This window comes from Ferrovibrio sp. GW821-FHT12B10, from assembly GCF_058807515.1.
Map to the genome: position 1 here is coordinate 205,183 of NZ_JBXAQT010000002.1, position 17,558 is coordinate 222,740.

The 17,558-nt window shown below is 61.0% G+C and carries 17 protein-coding genes and 2 tRNA genes; 10 read left to right on the forward strand and 9 right to left on the reverse strand.

From position 1 onward, the window contains the following. Nucleotides 1-10: 10 nt before the first annotated feature. Nucleotides 11-994, reverse strand: a complete 984-nt coding sequence (locus AC1RRT_RS18695) for an NAD(P)-dependent oxidoreductase (protein ID WP_493015398.1) — start codon at nt 992-994, stop codon at nt 11-13. 129 nt (nt 995-1,123) lie between these two features. Here AC1RRT_RS18695 and AC1RRT_RS18700 point away from each other — a divergent pair, with 129 nt between their 5' ends. The 10 genes from AC1RRT_RS18700 (at nt 1,124) to AC1RRT_RS18745 (ending at nt 12,297) form a co-directional block, all read left to right on the forward strand. Next, complete coding sequence (locus tag AC1RRT_RS18700; RefSeq protein ID WP_493015399.1) at nt 1,124-1,705, forward strand: hypothetical protein; 582 nt, start codon at nt 1,124-1,126, stop codon at nt 1,703-1,705. Nucleotides 1,706-1,835: 130 nt separating this feature from the next. Further along, nucleotides 1,836-4,238: a penicillin acylase family protein gene (locus tag AC1RRT_RS18705; protein WP_493015400.1), complete on the forward strand. Its 2,403-nt coding sequence runs from the start codon at nt 1,836-1,838 to the stop codon at nt 4,236-4,238. 107 nt (nt 4,239-4,345) lie between these two features. Further along, nucleotides 4,346-5,206: a flagellar motor stator protein MotA gene (motA, locus tag AC1RRT_RS18710; RefSeq protein WP_493015401.1), complete on the forward strand. Its 861-nt coding sequence runs from the start codon at nt 4,346-4,348 to the stop codon at nt 5,204-5,206. 20 nt (nt 5,207-5,226) lie between these two features. Then, entirely contained in the window at nt 5,227-6,426 is a 1,200-nt protein-coding gene (locus AC1RRT_RS18715) for a flagellar motor protein MotB (protein ID WP_493015402.1), read from the forward strand. A 23-nt stretch (nt 6,427-6,449) separates the two neighbouring features. Then, a complete protein-coding gene (locus tag AC1RRT_RS18720) occupies nt 6,450-6,923 on the forward strand; it encodes an RDD family protein (RefSeq protein ID WP_493015403.1) in 474 nt (157 codons plus the stop codon). A 61-nt stretch (nt 6,924-6,984) separates the two neighbouring features. Beyond that, a complete protein-coding gene (locus AC1RRT_RS18725) occupies nt 6,985-7,764 on the forward strand; it encodes an arginyltransferase (RefSeq protein WP_493015404.1) in 780 nt (259 codons plus the stop codon). Between the two features lie 133 nt (nt 7,765-7,897). Beyond that, the gene (locus AC1RRT_RS18730) at nt 7,898-9,025 is read left to right on the forward strand and encodes a TRAP transporter substrate-binding protein (protein WP_493015405.1); all 1,128 of its coding nucleotides are present in this window, start codon (nt 7,898-7,900) and stop codon (nt 9,023-9,025) included. A 195-nt stretch (nt 9,026-9,220) separates the two neighbouring features. Continuing rightward, a complete protein-coding gene (locus AC1RRT_RS18735) occupies nt 9,221-10,333 on the forward strand; it encodes a TRAP transporter substrate-binding protein (RefSeq protein WP_493015406.1) in 1,113 nt (370 codons plus the stop codon). Between the two features lie 241 nt (nt 10,334-10,574). Further along, on the forward strand, nt 10,575-11,003 hold the full coding sequence (locus tag AC1RRT_RS18740) for a hypothetical protein (RefSeq protein WP_493015407.1): 429 nt from the start codon (nt 10,575-10,577) through the stop codon (nt 11,001-11,003). Between the two features lie 100 nt (nt 11,004-11,103). After that, a complete protein-coding gene (locus AC1RRT_RS18745) occupies nt 11,104-12,297 on the forward strand; it encodes a hypothetical protein (protein ID WP_493015408.1) in 1,194 nt (397 codons plus the stop codon). Nucleotides 12,298-12,369: 72 nt separating this feature from the next. Here AC1RRT_RS18745 and AC1RRT_RS18750 read toward each other — a convergent pair whose 3' ends face one another. The 8 genes from AC1RRT_RS18750 to AC1RRT_RS18785 all read right to left on the reverse strand — a co-directional run bounded on the left by AC1RRT_RS18750 (nt 12,370) and on the right by AC1RRT_RS18785 (nt 17,513). After that, complete coding sequence (locus AC1RRT_RS18750; RefSeq protein WP_493015409.1) at nt 12,370-13,638, reverse strand: pentapeptide repeat-containing protein; 1,269 nt, start codon at nt 13,636-13,638, stop codon at nt 12,370-12,372. Nucleotides 13,639-13,673: 35 nt separating this feature from the next. Then, complete coding sequence (locus AC1RRT_RS18755) at nt 13,674-13,997, reverse strand: hypothetical protein (protein WP_493015410.1); 324 nt, start codon at nt 13,995-13,997, stop codon at nt 13,674-13,676. A 419-nt stretch (nt 13,998-14,416) separates the two neighbouring features. Next, nucleotides 14,417-15,172: an SDR family oxidoreductase gene (locus AC1RRT_RS18760; protein ID WP_493015411.1), complete on the reverse strand. Its 756-nt coding sequence runs from the start codon at nt 15,170-15,172 to the stop codon at nt 14,417-14,419. A 107-nt stretch (nt 15,173-15,279) separates the two neighbouring features. Then, a tRNA-Arg gene (locus AC1RRT_RS18765) sits at nt 15,280-15,356 on the reverse strand. Between the two features lie 72 nt (nt 15,357-15,428). Beyond that, nucleotides 15,429-15,728 (reverse strand): ETC complex I subunit, encoded by a 300-nt coding sequence (locus AC1RRT_RS18770; protein WP_493015412.1) that lies wholly within the window; start codon nt 15,726-15,728, stop codon nt 15,429-15,431. A 31-nt stretch (nt 15,729-15,759) separates the two neighbouring features. Continuing rightward, nucleotides 15,760-15,836, reverse strand: a tRNA-Pro gene (locus AC1RRT_RS18775). Between the two features lie 82 nt (nt 15,837-15,918). After that, nucleotides 15,919-16,398, reverse strand: coding sequence for a DUF192 domain-containing protein (locus AC1RRT_RS18780; RefSeq protein ID WP_493015413.1), 480 nt, complete (start codon nt 16,396-16,398; stop codon nt 15,919-15,921). Then, nucleotides 16,395-17,513, reverse strand: coding sequence for an acetoin utilization protein AcuC (locus AC1RRT_RS18785; protein ID WP_493015414.1), 1,119 nt, complete (start codon nt 17,511-17,513; stop codon nt 16,395-16,397). Before AC1RRT_RS18785 ends, AC1RRT_RS18780 begins: the two co-directional genes overlap by 4 nt. Nucleotides 17,514-17,558: the final 45 nt, after the last annotated feature.

Genomic DNA, 17,558 nt, shown 5'->3' on the forward strand with positions numbered 1-17,558 from the left:
CCACTAGCAATCAGAACTTCTTGGCGGTCTTGGTCGCTTCCAGACGCGCGATCAGGCTGGACGTATCCCAGCGGTTGCCACCCATCTGCTGCACTTCGGCATAGAACTGGTCAACCAGCGCCGCCACCGGCAGGCTGGCGCCATTACGGCGCGCTTCGGCCAGGCAGATGCCAAGGTCCTTGCGCATCCAGTCGACTGCGAAACCGTAATCGAACTTGCCTTCGATCATCGTCTTGTGGCGGTTGTCCATCTGCCAGGATCCAGCCGCGCCCTTGGAGATCACTTCCACGGCCTTGGTGAGGTCGAGGCCCGAGGCACGACCAAAAGCCAGTGCTTCGGCCAAGCCCTGCACCAGACCGGCGATGCAGATCTGATTCATCATTTTGGTGAGCTGGCCGCTGCCCGTCGGGCCCATCAGGTTCTGCATTTTTGCATAGGCCTGGATGACCGGCTTAACCTTCTCATAGGTCGAGGCATCACCGCCGCACATGATGGTTAGCTGGCCGTTTTCCGCGCCAGCCTGACCGCCGGAGACCGGCGCATCGATGAAGCTCTGTCCGGCGGCCTTGGCCTTCTCACCGATTTCACGGGCCACATCGGCCGAGGCAGTGGTGTGATCGACAAAGACGGCGCCTTTGGCCAGGCCGGCCAGGATGCCGGTGTCCCCGTAGACGACCGAGCGAAGGTCATCGTCGTTGCCGACACAGGCCATGACGAACTCGGCGCCAGCGGCGGCCTCCTTCGGGGTTAATGCCTTCTGCCCCTTATGCTGGGCCACCCAGCGATCGGCCTTGTCCTGGGAACGATTCCAGACCGTCACGGTATGCCCGGCCTTGACCAGATGTCCGGCCATGGGGAAACCCATAACGCCCAGACCGATAAATGCCACCTTTGCCATTCGTTTCTCCCTAAAAATCCTGAATATTGAAATAGTTAGGGTTAAAACCCCATTTGATGGAGCAGTTTGCCTCAAGCTGCAGGCGGGGGCAATCATCCCCCCTCAGCTTCCGCACTCTCCCATACTGCGTTTTGATTGCATGACACATACAATTTCAACTTGCTGGACAGGTGGAAACATAGTAAACAAAGACAGTTACTTTATCTGGCGTGGGAGAAGCCCATCATGCCGCTCGACACTATCGGCAGTTACGCCGCGTCGGGCAGTAGCGGTGCGATTGCCCGCAATACTGCTCGAAGTACGGAAAGTTCGTCTGCTGCAACCATAGGGTTTGCGGCTGCTTCGTCGCGTCGTGGCACGACCGGTGGCGAAGAAGTGGACGTTTCCTCCTCCCAGATCGCAGCTGTTTACGTCAGCCCCTTTATCCGGGTCGATATCAAGACCCGTCTGGCCATTGTTGAAATCCGCAACAGCCAGACCGGTGAAGTCCAGCAGCAGTATCCAAGCCCGCGAGCCGTGCGCGAATACGCGCAGAACCTGCCTGATGACTCCGATCTGCGCGTCGAGAACCAGGCATCTGGTGGTCAGCAGGATTCAGGCGATATCAACGCGCCGCGCATCATCGGTAGCGCGGAGGATAAGGCTGCCGAAAGCGCCAAGACCCCGGCTGTGACCTTTGGACAGGGCGACAGCACCACGGGCAGTGCTCCGGCCCCCGCGGCCTCCGGCGTTGCCCGCGCTGCCACCGCTGCCTTCGCCAGCGTTCAGAATACCCTCGTCGGCGCACGCGAACTGGCCATCGCTTGATATAGGCCGGCCATCTCTGGCTGCATTGCCGCCAGCGCATTTCAAACCTGCAAACAATCGGCGAATCTGTTAATCCTGCTCGTGTCTTGTAGTCGGGCGGAAACGTATGCGTTGGTTCTTTAGACTGGTTATGGCAGCAGTCCTGCTCGTCGCGCTTGCGGGAGGAAGCATTTACGTCATTGCCCGCCTGTCGCTGCCCAGTGTGAACGGCGAGGTCCAGGTCGAACGGACGCTATCCAGTCCGGTTGACATCCTCCGCGACCGCCATGCCATTCCTCATATCCGCGCCGCCACTCGCAATGACACCGCCTTCGGCCTTGGCTATGTGCATGCACAGGACCGCTTGTGGCAAATGGAAACCCAGCGTCGTATTGCGGCTGGCCGCCTGTCGGAGATATTCGGCGCACCGGCGCTGAACACCGACAAATTCCTGCGTACGCTGGGCGTCCGTCGCAAGGCTGAAGCAGCATTCGGCGCCCTCTTGCCAGAAACGCAAAGCTACCTGCAGGCCTATGCTGACGGCATCAATGCCTTTCTGACCCATCGCAGTGCGCCGCTGCCGCCGGAATTCCTTGCCTTCGACCTGACTCCGGAACCCTGGACACCGGCAGACTCTCTGGGCTGGCTAAAAATGATGGCCTGGGACCTGAGCGGCAACTGGGGCAGCGAACTGGCACGCCTCAATCTGGCCCGACGCCTCAGCAAACAGCAGATCGAAGAGTTCTATCCGCCCTACCCTGGCGACGGCCCGGTCGTACTGGCCGAACTCGACGCCCTTTATCAACAAGTCGCAACGGCAGTCGATGTCGACGCTCTGATGAAAGCCCTGCCACCGCCACCCCCCGAAGGGCTCGGCTCCAACAACTGGGTGATCAACGGCAAGCGCACGGTTACTGGCCTTCCGTTGCTGGCGAATGACCCACATCTCGGCCTCTCGTCGCCGGCAGTATGGTATTTCGCCCATCTCACCACCCCGACGAGCGGCATCATCGGCGCGACCCTGCCGGGTATCCCGGGCATCATCCTGGGTCATAACGGCCGCGTAGCATGGGGCTTCACCAATACCGGACCGGATACGCAGGATATTTACATCGAGAAAATTGATCCGGCGGATTCCTCGCGCTACATCACGCCGACCGGCAGCGCGGCTTTCACGACGCGCCAGGAAACCATCAAGCTACGCGGTGAAAACGATGTCACGATCACCGTGCGCGAAACCCGCCATGGCCCGGTTATTTCCGATGTGCATGAGATCGCTCAGCGTTCCATAGGCGCCGAGTATGTGCTGGCTTTTGCATGGACGGCATTACGCGATGACGATACTACGGCAGACTCCCTGCTGGGTATGGAGACCGTGGCGGACTGGAACGGGTTTGTCCGCAACTTCGAGCGCTATGTCGCACCTCAACAGAATATCGTTTATGCCGATCGCGAGGGCAATATCGGTTTCCTGGCGCCGGGTTCTATTCCGGTGCGTCGCCCGGACAATGACATCAAGGGCCTTGCCCCGGCGCCCGGCTGGGATACCCGCTACGACTGGATCGGCTTCATTCCCTTCGATCAGTTGCCTCGCAGCTACAATCCGCCACGCGGCATTCTGGTGACGGCCAATCACAAGATCGTCTCGGACAGTTATCCGCATTTCCTCACGACGGAATGGGCTGAACCCTATCGCGCGCGTCGGATCGAGCAGCTGCTGAATGAACGCTCCGTCCATTCCGTCGAGAGCTTCCGCCAGATTCAGGCAGACACCCTTTCGCTGATGGCGACCGACATCCTGCCGCTCATGCTGGCTGCGCCGTCGAAACAGACACCCATAAATAACGAACTGCTGGCCACCCATGCCATGCTGGCTGCCTGGGACGGTAACATGGCCGTGAACCGGGCCGAGCCGTTAATCTTCCAGGCTTGGTATCGTGAACTGACCCGGCTGGTGCTGGCGGACGAATTGGGCGAGACCTTTCAGCCACTCTGGCGTTCCCGACCGCTGCTGATGAAGAACATTCTCACCAACCAGAACGGCCAGGCGCGCTGGTGCTCGAATGTCGCCACCGGCATTGCCAGCCCCTGCAACGACCTGATCGCCGAAGCCCTGGATCTGGCGCTAACCGATCTCAAAAGTCGGTACGGGGGCGATCTCGGTCGCTGGCGCTGGGGCGATGCCCATTACTCCAAGGCTGTGCATCGGCCCTTCAGTAATATTGCAATTCTGCGCCGGTTCTTCGAGATCAACGTGCCGACCCCGGGCGATACATTCACAGTCAATGCGGGCCAGAACGACCTCGGTAACGAAGCCGAACCCTTCGTCAACCGCCACGGGGCCTCCCTGCGGGCCATCTACGACCTGGCTGACCTGAACCGCTCGCAATTCATCCACTCGACCGGCCAGTCCGGCCATGCCCTGTCACCGAATTACCGCGACTTTGCCGGCCCCTGGAGCGGCAACCAGTATGTCCCCATGTCACTGCGTCCTGGGGATATCGAGGCCGGGGCCCTGGGCCGCCTACGCCTGACAGGCCGTCAGGCCCCGTAAACCATTACTTCTTTTCAATATTCTATTTACCCCTCGCATACGATAAACAGGGGTTGGGTTGACGCGCCGGGATGGATTCGCCAGGCGCGGGCATGGAGAAGTTTGAGATGCTGACAATTATTGGCGCGATCATCGTGCTCGGAAGTGTCATCGGCGGCTATGTCGCGGGTGGCGGGCATCTTGAAGTTCTTTGGATGCCATTCGAGTTCGTCATCATCTTCGGCGCCGGCATCGGCGCCCTCATCATCAGCTCGCCCAAGCCGGTCCTGAAAAAGGCGCTGGGCAGTTTCAAGCTGGCCTTCAAGGGACCCCGCTACACGAAAGACGATTACCTCGAGTTGCTGTCGATGCTCTATAGCGTATTCAAGCTGGCAAAGAGCAAGGGCATGCTGGCGCTGGAACAGCACATCGAGAAGCCGGAAGAGAGCAAGCTCTTCACCCAGTTCCCTAAGTTCATGTCCGATCACCATGCGATGGACTTCCTCTGCGATTACCTCCGCCTGATGACTCTGGGCAGCGAGAATCCGCATGAGATGGAATCCCTCATGGATATGGAACTTGAAGTCCATCACGAAGAGGATCATCAGGCCGCGCATGCCCTGTCATCCTTCGGCGAAAGCTTCCCAGCGCTCGGCATCGTGGCCGCCGTGCTCGGCGTTATTCACACCATGGGTTCGATCAGCGAGCCGCCGGAAGTGCTGGGCAAGCTGATCGGTGGTGCGCTCGTCGGTACCTTTGCGGGCATTCTGATTTCATACGGTTTCGTATCGCCCATGGCCGCGGCTGCCAAAGCCACCATGGAGCATGAAGCGAAATACATGCTCTGCATGAAGGCTGGTCTACTCGCCCATCTGCAGGGCTATGCGCCGGCCGTGTCGGTCGAGTTCGCGCGCAAGTCGCTGATCTCGAATGTGCGACCGAGCTTCTACGAGGTTGAAGAAGCGACCAGTAAGGTCCAGTCAGTTTGACCGGCCGGGAACACTGAGCTATGGCATCGGCTGAGGGCGAACGCCCAATCATCGTCAAAAAGGTCAAGAAGACCGCAGCGGGCGCCCATGGTGGCGCCTGGAAGGTGGCTTATGCCGACTTCGTGACCGCGATGATGGCCTTCTTCCTGCTGCTGTGGCTGCTGAACGTCACCACTGACGAGCAGAAGAAGGGTGTTGCCGATTACTTCTCGCCCGCCTCTGTCAGCCGCAGCTTCTCGGGCGCCGGCGGCGTGATGGGCGGCCGCACCATTCTGGAAGACGGCGGCAAAATCTCCAGCTTCGGTCTACCGACCGTGATCGTCGGCCCATCATCTGAAAAATCCGACCAGCCTGATCAACCGCAGTACGACCAGAAATATCCGGATTCACGTCAACCGCCGCCAGCACCTGGCAGGCAGGGCGATCGCTTCCAGGATCCCAATTCCGTCGCCCAGCAAGGCGAAGGCGAACAGGCGCAGCAAGGCGGCCTTGGCGCCTCCGACCAGCAGCAGATCACCGACCTGCAGCAGATCGATGCACAGGCTGCGCGCGAGCGTGTCGCACAGGCCGAAGCTGAAAACTTCCGCGAGGCCGAGGAACAGATTCGCCAGGCGATCGCCAGCAACCCGCAACTCGCCGAACTGTCGAAGCAGATCGTCTTTGACAACACGCCGGAAGGTTTCCGCATCCAGCTCGTCGATGAAGAACAGTCATCCATGTTCCCGTCCGGCGGCACTGGCATGAATGACAAGGCTCGCCGCCTGATGCAGCAGGTCGCGCAGGTGGTTTCCAAGCTGCCCAACAAGCTGGCGATCAGCGGCAACACTGATGCACAGCCTTTCCGTGGCCAGGGCGCTTATTCGAACTGGGAGCTTTCGGCTGATCGTGCGAACGCGGCACGGCGTGCCATGATCGAAGCTGGCGTGCCGAGCGAGCGCATCCGCCAGGTCACCGGCAATGCCGACCAGGATCCGCTGATCAAGGACAATCCGCTTGACCCGCGGAATCGCCGTATTGCAGTACTGCTGCTCAGCGATGTGCCGAAGGCTGGTGCTGCTGCAGGTGGTTCAGGCGGTTCCGCCAGCGGCCAGCCTGGCGGCCAGGCCGGACCGGCGCGTCCGGGTGCCCTGCGCAATCCGCCGCCGCCGCCGCCACTGCCACCAGGTCTGAGCGGACCGGGTCCCAGCAATGGTGCCATTCGTATTCTGCCGACCCGCTGATCACTGTGGCAGACTCGTCCCAGATGTCCTCGACGCAGCCGGTTCCAGCCGGCGCACCATTGCTCGATCCCTTTGCTGATCCAGGCCGCTTCGAAGGCCTGCTCTGGCGTCGCGCCTTCGGCTATCTGGTCGACTTGCTCATTCTGGGCGGCCTGTTCATGGTCTACTATTTCGCCCTGGCGATGCTCTCAGTGATCTCTTTCGGTCTGCTGACGGCCCCCCTGCTGCTGCTGAGTGCCGTAATCCCGACCGCCTATCATACCCTCACCATCGGCGGCCCTGCTTCGGCCACGCTGGGCATGCGGATGTTCGGTATCGAGGTTCGTGTCTGGAGTGGCGGGAAACCAGGCTATCTGCAGGCCCTGCTTCATACTGTTGTTTTCTATGTCACGGTCGGCTTCACCAGCGGTCTGATCCTGCTCTGGCCCCTGTTCAGTAACCGCCGGCGCTGCCTGCATGACCTGCTCTGTGGCACCTTCGTCGTCCGTCGGGCGTGATTAAACACAGAATCCCCCTCCCCAACCGGGGCAATTACGCTAATCTGTTTTTGAATCATTGATGGACTGCGACGTGAAACATCGCCTGCAGATACCCCTACGGCACTTTTTCGCCACTCCGCCCACGCCCTGCCCCTACCTGCCGGGACGGCTGGAGCGCAAGGTCGTGACCTTACTGGCGGGTGACGATCCCGATGGCCTGCACAACGCCCTGAGCCAGGCAGGCTTCCGGCGCAGCCAGGACCTGGCCTACCGGCCAGCCTGTGAAAACTGCAATGCCTGCGTGCCGGTCCGGGTTCCGGTCGCCGAATTCCAGCCCAACCACCCGCAACGCCGCGTGCTGCGCCGCAACACGGGCATTATGGCGCGCCGCCTGCCAGCCTATGCCACTCGCGAGCATTACCAGGTCTTCCGGCGCTACGTGACCGCCCGCCACGATGGCGGCGGCATGGCCGACATGGAATTCGCCGACTACCGGGCCATGGTCGAGGACAGCCCGGTGCGCAGCGGCCTGACCGAATTCCGCATGCCAGATGGCCGTCTGCTGGGCGTCTGCCTTATCGACGAAATGAATGACGGCATTTCCCTGGTCTACAGCTACTTCGATCCCGAGTTCGAAAACCGCAGCCCCGGCAGCATGATCATTCTCTGGCATATCCAGAATGCCTACGAATTGGGCCTGCCCTATGTGTATCTCGGCTACTGGATTTCCGAGAGCCAGAAGATGGCCTACAAGAGCCGCTTCCGCCCGCTGGAAGCCCTAACCCAGGAGGGTTGGCGCCGTCTCGATCCGGACGCAGAGCCAGCACCCGCGACTCTGTCGCCCGCAACCTTGGTCTGACCCCCCGTTTCTTGCGTCCCGCCCTCCCCGGGGGTATTTTCCAGCACCGTATGCGGATTCTCCGTGTACTCACGTGTTGCGTCTGCGCTTGTTCGAACGCGGGCCATCGACCTTCTAGGGAGAATTACAAACCATGCTTCGTCGCAAATTCCTCTCCGGTGCGGCCGTTGCCGGCGCCGGTGCCGTTGGCGCCGCCGCCAGCTTCCCGGCCCCCGCGATTGCCCAGAGCCTGCCCGAAATCAAATGGCGCATGCCGACCAGCTTCCCGAAGAGCCTCGACACCATCCATGGCGGTGGCGAGCAGCTCGCAAAGCGCGTCGCTGAACTGACCGACAACAAGTTCCAGATTCGCGTCTTCGCCGCTGGCGAAATCGTCCCGGGTCTGCAGGTGCTCGATGCCGTGCAGGCTGGCACCGTCGAGGCCGGTTACAGTGTCAGCTACTACTACGTCGGCAAGGACCCGACCTTCGCCTTCGACGCCTGCCTGCCCTTTGGCCTCAATGTGCGCCAGCAGAATTCCTGGATGCGCAACGGCGGCGGCCTGGAGTTGATGCGTGAGTTCTTCAAGGACTACAACATCGTCCAGTTCCCGGCCGGCAACACCGGCACGCAGATGGGTGGCTGGTTCCGCAAAGAGATCAAGACCGTTGAAGATCTGAAGGGCCTGAAGTTCCGCATCGCGGGCATCGCCGGCCAGATCCTCACCAAGCTGGGAGTCGTTCCGCAGCAGCTCGCGGGTGGCGACATCTACCCGGCGCTGGAAAAGGGCACCATCGATGCGGCCGAGTGGGTCGGTCCGTATGACGATGAGAAGCTCGGCTTCAACAAGGTCGCCAAGTTCTACTACTACCCGGGTTGGTGGGAAGGCGGCCCGCAGGTCTCGCTGTACGTCAACAATCAGCAGTGGGAAAGCCTGCCAAAGCCGTATCAGGCCGCTCTCGAAGCCGCCAGCGCGGAATGCAACAGCTGGATGCTCGGTCGCTACGACGCGCAGAACCCGGTTGCGCTCAAGAAGCTGGTCGGTAGCGGCACGCAGCTGCGTCCGTTCCCGCGTCCGGTGATGGAAGCCTGCTTCGACGCCGCCAACGAGGTGTATGCCGAAGTGTCCGCCGCCAATCCGAAGTTCAAGAAGATCTACGACAGCTGGTCCAAGTACCGCGACGACCAGCTGCTGTGGTTCCGAGTGGCCGAAGGCACCTTCGACAACTTCATGTCGGCTGCCAGCCAGCGCAAGCCTGCTACCCCGAAGAAGGGCGGCTGATCGGAATTCATCCGTCAGCCTACGTATTGATGGAAAAGCCCCGCATTGCGGGGCTTTTCTTTATCTGTCGCTGATCGAACGAATCCCGTAATCTCCCAATCAATCATTCATCGCGGCGTCAGTTCGTGAGAGTGACCGGTATCGGGCCGCGAGAGTCCGGCCCGCGACCGGAAGGTCAAACAGGGAGAAGAACAAATGCAAAGACGTAAGTTCCTTAAGGGCGCCGGCCTGGCCGGCGTCAGCGGTATCGGTGTTGCAGCAGCAAACTTCCCGATGCCGGCGCTGGCGCAGAGCCAGCCGGAAATCCGCTGGCGCCTTGCTTCCAGCTTCCCAAAGAGCCTGGACACCATCTTCGGTGCAGCCGATATCGTGGCCAAGCGGGTGGAGGCCTCGACGGGCGGCAAGTTCCAAATCCGTACCTTCGCTGCCGGTGAAATCGTTCCGGGTCTGCAGGTGCTGGATGCTGTGCAGGCCGGCACCGTGGAGATCGGCCACACCGCCAATTACTACTACGTGGGCAAAGATCCGACCTTCGCCTTCGATACCGCTCTTCCCTTCGGTCTGAATGCCCGTCAGCAGAATGCCTGGATGGGTTTCGGCGGCGGCCAGCAGCTGATGCGCGAGTTCTTCAAAGACTACAATTGCATTCCCTTCGCGGCCGGAAATACCGGCGCGCAGATGGGTGGCTGGTTCCGCAAAGAGATCAAGACCGTTGAAGACCTCAATGGCCTGAAGTTCCGCGTTGGCGGCTTCGCCGGTCAGGTACTGAGCAAGCTGGGCGTCGTGCCGCAGCAGATCGCTGGCGGTGACATTTACCCGTCGTTGGAAAAAGGCACCATCGACGCGGCCGAATGGATCGGCCCCTATGATGACGAGAAGCTCGGCTTCAACAAGGTCGCCAAGTATTACTACTACCCCGGCTGGTGGGAAGGCGGCCCGCAGCTCTCCTGCATCGCCAACGTCGATGCCTATAACAAGCTGCCGAAGGAATACCAGTCCATCCTGGAAGCGGCCTGCGCCGAAGCCAATGTCTGGATGCTGGCCAAATATGATGCAGTCAATCCGGCGGCTCTGAAAAAGCTCCTGGCTGGCGGCACACAGCTGCGCGCCTTCCCCCGCCCGGTCATGGAGGCCAGCTTCAAGGCCGCCACCGAGCTGTATGAGGAAACCTGCGGGAAGAACCCGAAGTTCAAGAAAGTCTTCGACAGCTGGGTCAAGTTCCGCGATGAGCAGGTCAGCTGGTTCCGCGTCTCGGAGAATACCTTCGACAACTTCATGATCGCGGCGTCTCAGCGCAAGCGCGGCTGAGCCTGTTCCACCACGGACTGGAAAGGCCCCGGGAAACCGGGGCCTTTTTTCATTTTTTGCAGGCCGGAACATTTTAAAAACGCATTACCAGCTCTTAATTTCCATTGATGCGTTGTCCCGGTTAAGCCTTGGGCAACCATTTGCATACAAAATTACTGGCGCACCTCCGAGTTGTGTCGCACTATGAAAGTGGCAGGCAGTGACTTCGACGGATGCCAGAAAGGACCGTCTTTCCAACGCCATGTGGCGCAGTGTCGTAAAACGAGCAACCAAACGCACGGCGGAGCCTGATCTGACTCCGACGCCGCGCGACCGTGAGCGCGTCGATGGCATAATCAACAAGATTTCCGAGGAGACGCTTCTGGTTTTCGACCTGCTGAAGGACGGCATGGTCAAGGAAGCCTCTTTCAAGACGGTCGAGGAAAGCATTACCCGACACTGCATCCTGTCGACCTTCGAACAGGTCCGCGTGGATGCCTTCCGTGACGCTGCAGGCCTCGCCTGGCAGCAGTCCCGCCGCTTCTCTGAAGCAGCCCTGGAAATGCCGGACCCCCAGCAGCGGCAGTTCGTACTTTCGGTGGCGCAGGCTTTCGAGCGCTTTGCCAAGCAGTTGCAGACCATTGAACAGCGCGCCATCGCGGAAAAACAGCGGCGCGAACAGCAGGATTAAAAGTCATTGGCAGGGACAAGGCTTGCCAAAAGCCGCCCGGAAAGCAAAGATTCGGTCAAGTAGAGTAACAGCGTATAAGCCGGGGGACGGCGGGGGAAAAATGGTTTTTGGGTCGATGTTCGGCGGCGGACGTGCCTACGCCTTTGAAATCTATGTACAGGTCGATGGTCGCTGGCGTCTAGACAAGCGTCTGGAAGGCGAGTCCAGCATGACCCAGCATGCCAACGAACAACTGGAGAAATCAGCCGTCGCCCAGGCGAACGCCCTGCTCAATCTCGGCGACTATCAGGCGGTCAAGGTGCTGCGCTCACGGGCGCGTTCGGACGGCTTTACGACGCAGTCGGAGATCTTCAACAAAACGGCGACGGTGCGGCCCAAGGTGATGGCCACACGTCCGTTCAAAGGCCCCTTCCCGGTCTGCGCGACGCCGTACGACCTGGCCCGCCGGCCGGCCGCAAAAGGTTTCAGTGCCGTGTTCCGCGAGTTTCTCGACAAGCAGAACGCCACGGCGATCGAGTTGCTTCATTCGCCGCAGCATCAGCGCAAGCTCAATGACATGAGCAATTTCATGCGTGCCGGCATCTATGCTCTTGCCGGAGCCCAGACCGAACCTGGATTGCCGAGCCAAGGCGAGCGCAGCAAGAAACTGGAAGCCCTCTTCGACAAAAAAATCCAGCTCACGCGTGATGCCATGGCGGAAAAAGGCCTGCCGGCATTCGAGAACAATGACTTTGCCCGCCTCTACGAACGGCTGTCGCATCGCGTGCAGGACGACCAGCTGCGCTTCCTGTTCTTTTTCCAGACCGCCAAGGTCACCCAGAGCCTGTCCAGCTATGCCGGCCGGCTTGATCTGTATCTCACCGACATGATCGAGCGGCCGATGAACGGCCTCGCGCCGCTGCTGGATGAAGCCTCCGCGTCATGCCTGGATGCCACGACGCTGATCCAGGATCTCCTCGGCCCGCGCAATAGCCTGTCCGAAGCGCTGATGGCTCTCGCCGAACTCTCCGCCGGCAAGCTGGCCATGCCGGCCAAGCCCGATCCCATTCTGGAAAAACTCAATCGCCTGTTGGGTGAAGGTCGGCTGGTCTTCTGTGCCGAGACGCTCTGGGAGCGCATTCTGTCCAACCTCAATTCCAAAGCTCTGCTCAGCAAAACAGAGCCCAAGAAAGAATGGCAGATGACCCGCAACCTGAACCACAAGCTGCTGGAAATCGCACCCGAATCCTTCAAGGAATCAATCGATCATGCCGGCCGCATGCGCATGGAGCGCGTGCGTAATATGGAAGGCTGATATCCGGATGGGCGAGCGCTGCATCTGATACGGCGCCGCTTAATCACACCCTGCACAACTTTGGTTTTTGATTTAGTCCCTGGGCGGCATTTGCGCGCCCGTCAGGTCGGCGCCGTTAAGGTCCGTATTGACCATCTTGGCATCTGTCAGGTTCGCATTGACGAGCCGCGCTCGATTGAGCTTGGCATCGATCAGGTTGGCACCCTTCAGCAACGCATCCGAGAAATCGGCTTCGGTCGCATCGCAAGCCGCCAGACTGGCCGACCAGAAACGGCCTATCGGCTTGCCGTCGGGACCGCGCAGCGGCACCTGTCCCAGCTGAGCGCGCTGCAGAATCGCTTTCTGCAGGATTGCACGCGCCATATTCACGCCATTCGCCAGCGCACCGATCAGATTGGCACCGGTAAGATCGGCTTCAGAAAGATCGGTCATCACCAGCGTGGTGTTCTGCAGCTTCGCACCGGCGAGCTTGGCGCCTTTCAGGTTCGCGCCGCTCAGATCCTTACCGGTGAGATCGATGCGCTCCATGTTCAGACCGGCGAGATCGGCGCGCGTACCTTCACGACCATCCGTCTTGATCCACTTTTCGTGTTCCTGAAGGATGCTCGCCACGGTGTCACCAAAGCTGGAGACATCGACGAAAAGTTCGGCGCCAGTGAAGTTCGCGGAATCCATATCCACGTCTTCCAAGATCGCACCCTTCAGATCAGCGCCCTGGAAGTCGGCGCCATCGATCAGCGCCATCGACATGTCGACACCGCGCAAGCATGCGCCCTTGAGATCGGCGCCGGCCAGATTGGCCTTGCGCAGCGAAACCTTCGTCAGGTTGGCGCGCGAAAGATTGGCACCAGCGAGATTCACGCCGTTCATGTTGGAGCCGGTCAGGTTCGACCCACGCAGATTGGCTTCTGCCAGATCGGCGCCACCGGTATTCGCTTTCGGTTTCTTGCCGGTGACGCTGTCCGCTGCGCCGAAGCCCACGCCGTCATCGGAGGCCTGCATCAGCGCGCCACCGCGGAAATCCACGCCCATCAACCGGGCACCAGCCAGGGTCGCGCCGCGCATGGATGCGCCGCGCAGATCGGCCTTGGTCAGGTCGGACCGGGACAGGTCCGCCCGCTCCAGATTGGCGGCGAACAGATCGGCTTCGGAGAGATTTGTCTCGACCAGAACGGAACGAGACAGGTTCGCGCCCGACATCTTCGCGGCACGTAAGTCTGCCCCACTAAAATCATAGCCCTGCAGATCGGCCAGGGAGAGATTCAGGCGGGCTCCACGGGGACGCTTCAGCAGCCACTCCCGGTGGCGCGCAAGCATCTTTTCCACTTCCATCGGGTTCATTACCCGAGCCCCCTCAGCCTGAGCACTGATACAGCCTATTTCTTCGGCCGCATAAAATCTTCGACAATCTTAATGTTTTTCTCTAGTTCCGCAATCTTCCCAGACAGTTCCGCAATTTTCATCTTTACGGCCTGTCCGCCGGCGGCAGCACCCTGGGACGCCTCCTTGGCGTTGCGCAGATCGGCCTGCAACTGGGGTGACGGACCCTTGGCGTTACGTAAGGCGGCCTGGATATCGAGAATGGCCTTGTCCAGTTCCGGACGTTTCTTGGCCAAACTGTTCATATTGTCTTCCAGCCGCGCTTTTTCCTCCTGGAGCTTCCCGATCTGCTCCCGCATCTGGGTAATCGCATCACTCAAAACCGTTCCTCCGGGGGTAAGCCTTGGCCGGCCGGATCGGGGCGGGTACCCGGCAAGGCCTTCTTAGACGTCTCCAGACCCCACGCCAAGCTGTTCTAAAGGCGTAGGAGGCGCCGACAACCGCGTGGGGAGTGCCTGTGTGGCCCAATACGGCGCATCCCAGGGCAGCGATCCCCATGAGCAGCCCTGCCGGACCGCAGCCAGCCCGCAATTCACGAAGATGACCGGCAAAAACGGCTGTTTGTAGAGATCGCCACCTTCATCAGGGTGTCCGACCGCCTCGAGGCTGTGGATAAAATCGATCTCGACGGCTTGGACTTCGCCTGCATCGGTGTGCCGATGGGTCTGGGCCTCATCAACCCGGCCGGAGCGCGGCTCGCCCCCCATGCGGTCTGGGCTATCGAAGGGATCTGCCCTGCTCACCCACGGCCGACGAAGGGCATCTTGGTCGCCATTACGGTCATGAACAGCACGTTGGCATCCAGCGGCAGGCTGGCCATATGCACGACGGCATTGGCGACATGCTCGACATCCATGCGCGGCTCGACGCGGGTCGAACCATCGGGCTGAAGCACGCCGTTCTTCATGCGCTCGGTCATGTCGGTCGCGGCATTACCGATATCGATCTGGCCGACGGCGATGTTATAGGCGCGACCATCCAGCGAACTCGCCTTGGTCAAACCACTGATGGCGTGCTTGGTCGAGGTATAAGGCGACGAGAACGGCCGCGGCGCATAGGCCGAGATCGAACCGTTATTGATGATGCGGCCGCCGCGCGGATCTTGATCCTTCATGATGCGGAAAGCTTCCTGTGTGCACAGGAACGGGCCGGTCAGGTTGACGTCGACCACAGCCTTCCACTGTTCGTAGGACAGATCTTCCAGCGGCATCGCCGGCGTGCCCATGCCTGCATTGTTGAACAGCACATCGAGGCGACCGAAGGCCTGCTTGGTCTTGGCAAACAGCGCCTTCACCTGCGCATGATCGCCCACGTCGGTGGCGACCGCGACGGCGCGCACGCCATGCTTCTCGGATTCACGTGCCGTGCCATCCAGCGCTTCCAGACGGCGACCGGCGAGCACAACGTTGTAGCCCGCCTTGGCCAGCGCGATGGCTGAAGCCCTGCCGATGCCAGTGCCCGCGCCGGTAATCAGGGCAACCTTGTTGCTGCTCATTTCAGGTGTTCCTCGTGTTTCTTGTTCTGGGATGGCGGAGGATAGCGGAGCGTCCTCGGGCCGGGCAATGCGCCGGAGCGCCCAATGCCGTGATAATGATGGGAAAATGGCGTGCCCTGGTGGATTCGAACCACCGACCTGCCGCTTAGAAGGCGGCTGCTCTATCCAACTGAGCTAAGGGCACCCGTGATCATTGCGGCCCAAAACGAAAAACGGCCGGCGAGGCCGGCCGCTTGGGCACCCCGCCGGATCGGTCTTAGCGAATTCTGGTAAACGCGAAGTTGTCGGCATAGGCGCGGCGGTTCATTTTGCGCGCCTGCGGCTCTTCAATCTCGTAGGGAATGCCGCGCTTGTCGGCATAGGCGACCGCCTCTTCCTTGGTGTCAAACCGCAGTGTCAGCTGGCCCAGCGTGCCTGCGGCGCCCGTCCAGCCCATCAGCGGCTCCACAAAGCGGCTGTCGGCGGTATCGTATTCCAGCACCCACTGGCGGGTCCGAGCCTTCCCGGACTGCATCGCGGTCTTGGTGGGCTGGTAAATCCGGGCCTTGGTCGTCATGGGCCGTCCTCGTGATTTCGTCTGACCATTATGGTCGGGGTGACTGGATTCGAACCAGCGACTTCTTGCTCCCAAAGCAAGCGCTCTACCAGACTGAGCTACACCCCGCCCGAAATGGCGGAAAAGTGAGCGCCTTTTAGCATGAAGCTGGGGGAGCCGACCAGCCCCTCCGGAGAGGTTGATTTGGCAGTTAACGTCTTGGCGAAGCGCCAAAAATCCCGTGTTCGACCTTGTCGCCGGCCTTGATCCCCAGCCGCGACGCGGTTCCGCCGTTCAGTTCCAGTACTGCCCGGACCGGGCCATTGGAATTGATTCCGGTCTCATCCCGGGGGATGGCGCGCTGATGGATATTCAGGATGGTGCCGTCGGCCTTGATGAACAGCATGTCGAGCGGGATGAGCGTATTGCGCATCCAGAAGGAGGCCATCTGCTCCTGCTTGAAATCAAACAGCATGCCGGCGTCCGGCGCCATGGTGGTGCGGAACATCATGCCGCGTGACCGGCTCAGGTCGTTATCGGCCAGCTCGACCTTGAATTTCTGCGGCCCTTTTTCGGTGCGGATCACAAGGTCGCTCTGGGGCAAGGTCGGCTGCGGCTGCGCCGATGCCGGAAGGGGACTTGCAAGCAGAACCATGGCGAATAAACCGCCGAGCACCGACTTAAGTTTCACGCCCTCATCCTTTCCTGCACGCGACGCACCAAAAGCCGGACATCTTCACGCACCGCACCATGCCGCGGGACATCGGCCAGCGTGGTAAACCAGTGCTCCGGCGGATTACGGCCTGCCGAGCGGTTCCAGTTCAGCTCCCGCAGCAGGCTTTCCGCCGCCGGCGGCAGCCGGTCCGGGATTTCCGCCGCGCTCAGCTGGGCCCAGACTCCGGCCCAGCAACGCGCCACCGACCAGGGATTATACCCGCCACCGCCCAGCGCCAACAGGCGCGGTGCCACGCCTTTCAAGGCTGCGACAGCCTGCCACAAGGCACCGTTGGACAAATCCTGTTTACCGAGCGGGTCATCGGCCAGAGCATCCGCGCCGCACTGGATCACCAGCGCCTCCGGCCTGAAGTTCTCCACGAGCGGACCGATCGCTTCATTCATCAGCGCCGCCATCTCGTCATCCTGCATGCCGGGCGGAACCGGCAGGTTGAACAGGTTGCCCGCCCCCTCCTCGTCCAGACCACCTGATCGTGGCCAGCGTCCCGCCTCGTGTACCGACAGCACCAGCACGCGCGGATCATCGGCGAAGGCATCGGCCACGCCGTCGCCGTGATGTACATCGAGATCGACATAGGCCACGCGCGACAGCCCGCCATCGAGCAGCGTCAGGATGCCGAGCACCGGATCGTTGAAGTAGCAGAAGCCTGAGGCCTGCGCCGGCCGACCATGATGCGTGCCGCCGCCGGGACTGTAGATGATGCCTTCATGCGCCAGCAGATGACGCGCGGCGATCAGGCTGCCGCCGACACCGGTAGCCGGGCGACGGAACATGGTGCCGTAGATCGGATTTCCGCCGCGCCCCAGATTGTAGCGCTCGGACTCTTCGGCGCTGATCTCCAGCGTGCACTCGGCTTTCTGCACCGCGGCGATGTAATCCGCGCGATGAAACCGCACGAGCTCCTCGGGCGTGGCCGGCCGGCTTTCGCGATACTGCCCGGGCTGCAGCCAGCCCAGGGCCTGCACCAGGTCCATGACCGTGGACACGCGCGGGATTGACAGCGGGTGTTTCCCACCCAGCGTGGACAAGCGATAGATCTCGTTTCCGATGAAAAGCGGCACCCTGGGCATGGATGGAATCTAGCGGCCCGGCAGGGCTTAACAAGACGCCCCCGG

Excerpts from the sequence above, each read along its gene's own strand:
- AC1RRT_RS18695 (WP_493015398.1), bottom strand. The coding sequence starts at position 994 with ATGATTGCCCCCGCCTGCAGCTTGAGGCAAACTGCTCCATCAAATGGG.
- AC1RRT_RS18700 (WP_493015399.1), top strand. The coding sequence starts at position 1,124 with ATGCCGCTCGACACTATCGGCAGTTACGCCGCGTCGGGCAGTAGCGGT.
- AC1RRT_RS18705 (WP_493015400.1), top strand. The coding sequence starts at position 1,836 with ATGGCAGCAGTCCTGCTCGTCGCGCTTGCGGGAGGAAGCATTTACGTC.
- motA (WP_493015401.1), top strand. The coding sequence starts at position 4,346 with ATGCTGACAATTATTGGCGCGATCATCGTGCTCGGAAGTGTCATCGGC.
- AC1RRT_RS18715 (WP_493015402.1), top strand. The coding sequence starts at position 5,227 with ATGGCATCGGCTGAGGGCGAACGCCCAATCATCGTCAAAAAGGTCAAG.
- AC1RRT_RS18720 (WP_493015403.1), top strand. The coding sequence starts at position 6,450 with ATGTCCTCGACGCAGCCGGTTCCAGCCGGCGCACCATTGCTCGATCCC.
- AC1RRT_RS18725 (WP_493015404.1), top strand. The coding sequence starts at position 6,985 with ATGGACTGCGACGTGAAACATCGCCTGCAGATACCCCTACGGCACTTT.
- AC1RRT_RS18730 (WP_493015405.1), top strand. The coding sequence starts at position 7,898 with ATGCTTCGTCGCAAATTCCTCTCCGGTGCGGCCGTTGCCGGCGCCGGT.
- AC1RRT_RS18735 (WP_493015406.1), top strand. The coding sequence starts at position 9,221 with ATGCAAAGACGTAAGTTCCTTAAGGGCGCCGGCCTGGCCGGCGTCAGC.
- AC1RRT_RS18740 (WP_493015407.1), top strand. The coding sequence starts at position 10,575 with ATGTGGCGCAGTGTCGTAAAACGAGCAACCAAACGCACGGCGGAGCCT.
- AC1RRT_RS18745 (WP_493015408.1), top strand. The coding sequence starts at position 11,104 with ATGGTTTTTGGGTCGATGTTCGGCGGCGGACGTGCCTACGCCTTTGAA.
- AC1RRT_RS18750 (WP_493015409.1), bottom strand. The coding sequence starts at position 13,638 with ATGAACCCGATGGAAGTGGAAAAGATGCTTGCGCGCCACCGGGAGTGG.
- AC1RRT_RS18760 (WP_493015411.1), bottom strand. The coding sequence starts at position 15,172 with ATGAGCAGCAACAAGGTTGCCCTGATTACCGGCGCGGGCACTGGCATC.
- AC1RRT_RS18770 (WP_493015412.1), bottom strand. The coding sequence starts at position 15,728 with ATGACGACCAAGGCCCGGATTTACCAGCCCACCAAGACCGCGATGCAG.
- AC1RRT_RS18785 (WP_493015414.1), bottom strand. The coding sequence starts at position 17,513 with ATGCCCAGGGTGCCGCTTTTCATCGGAAACGAGATCTATCGCTTGTCC.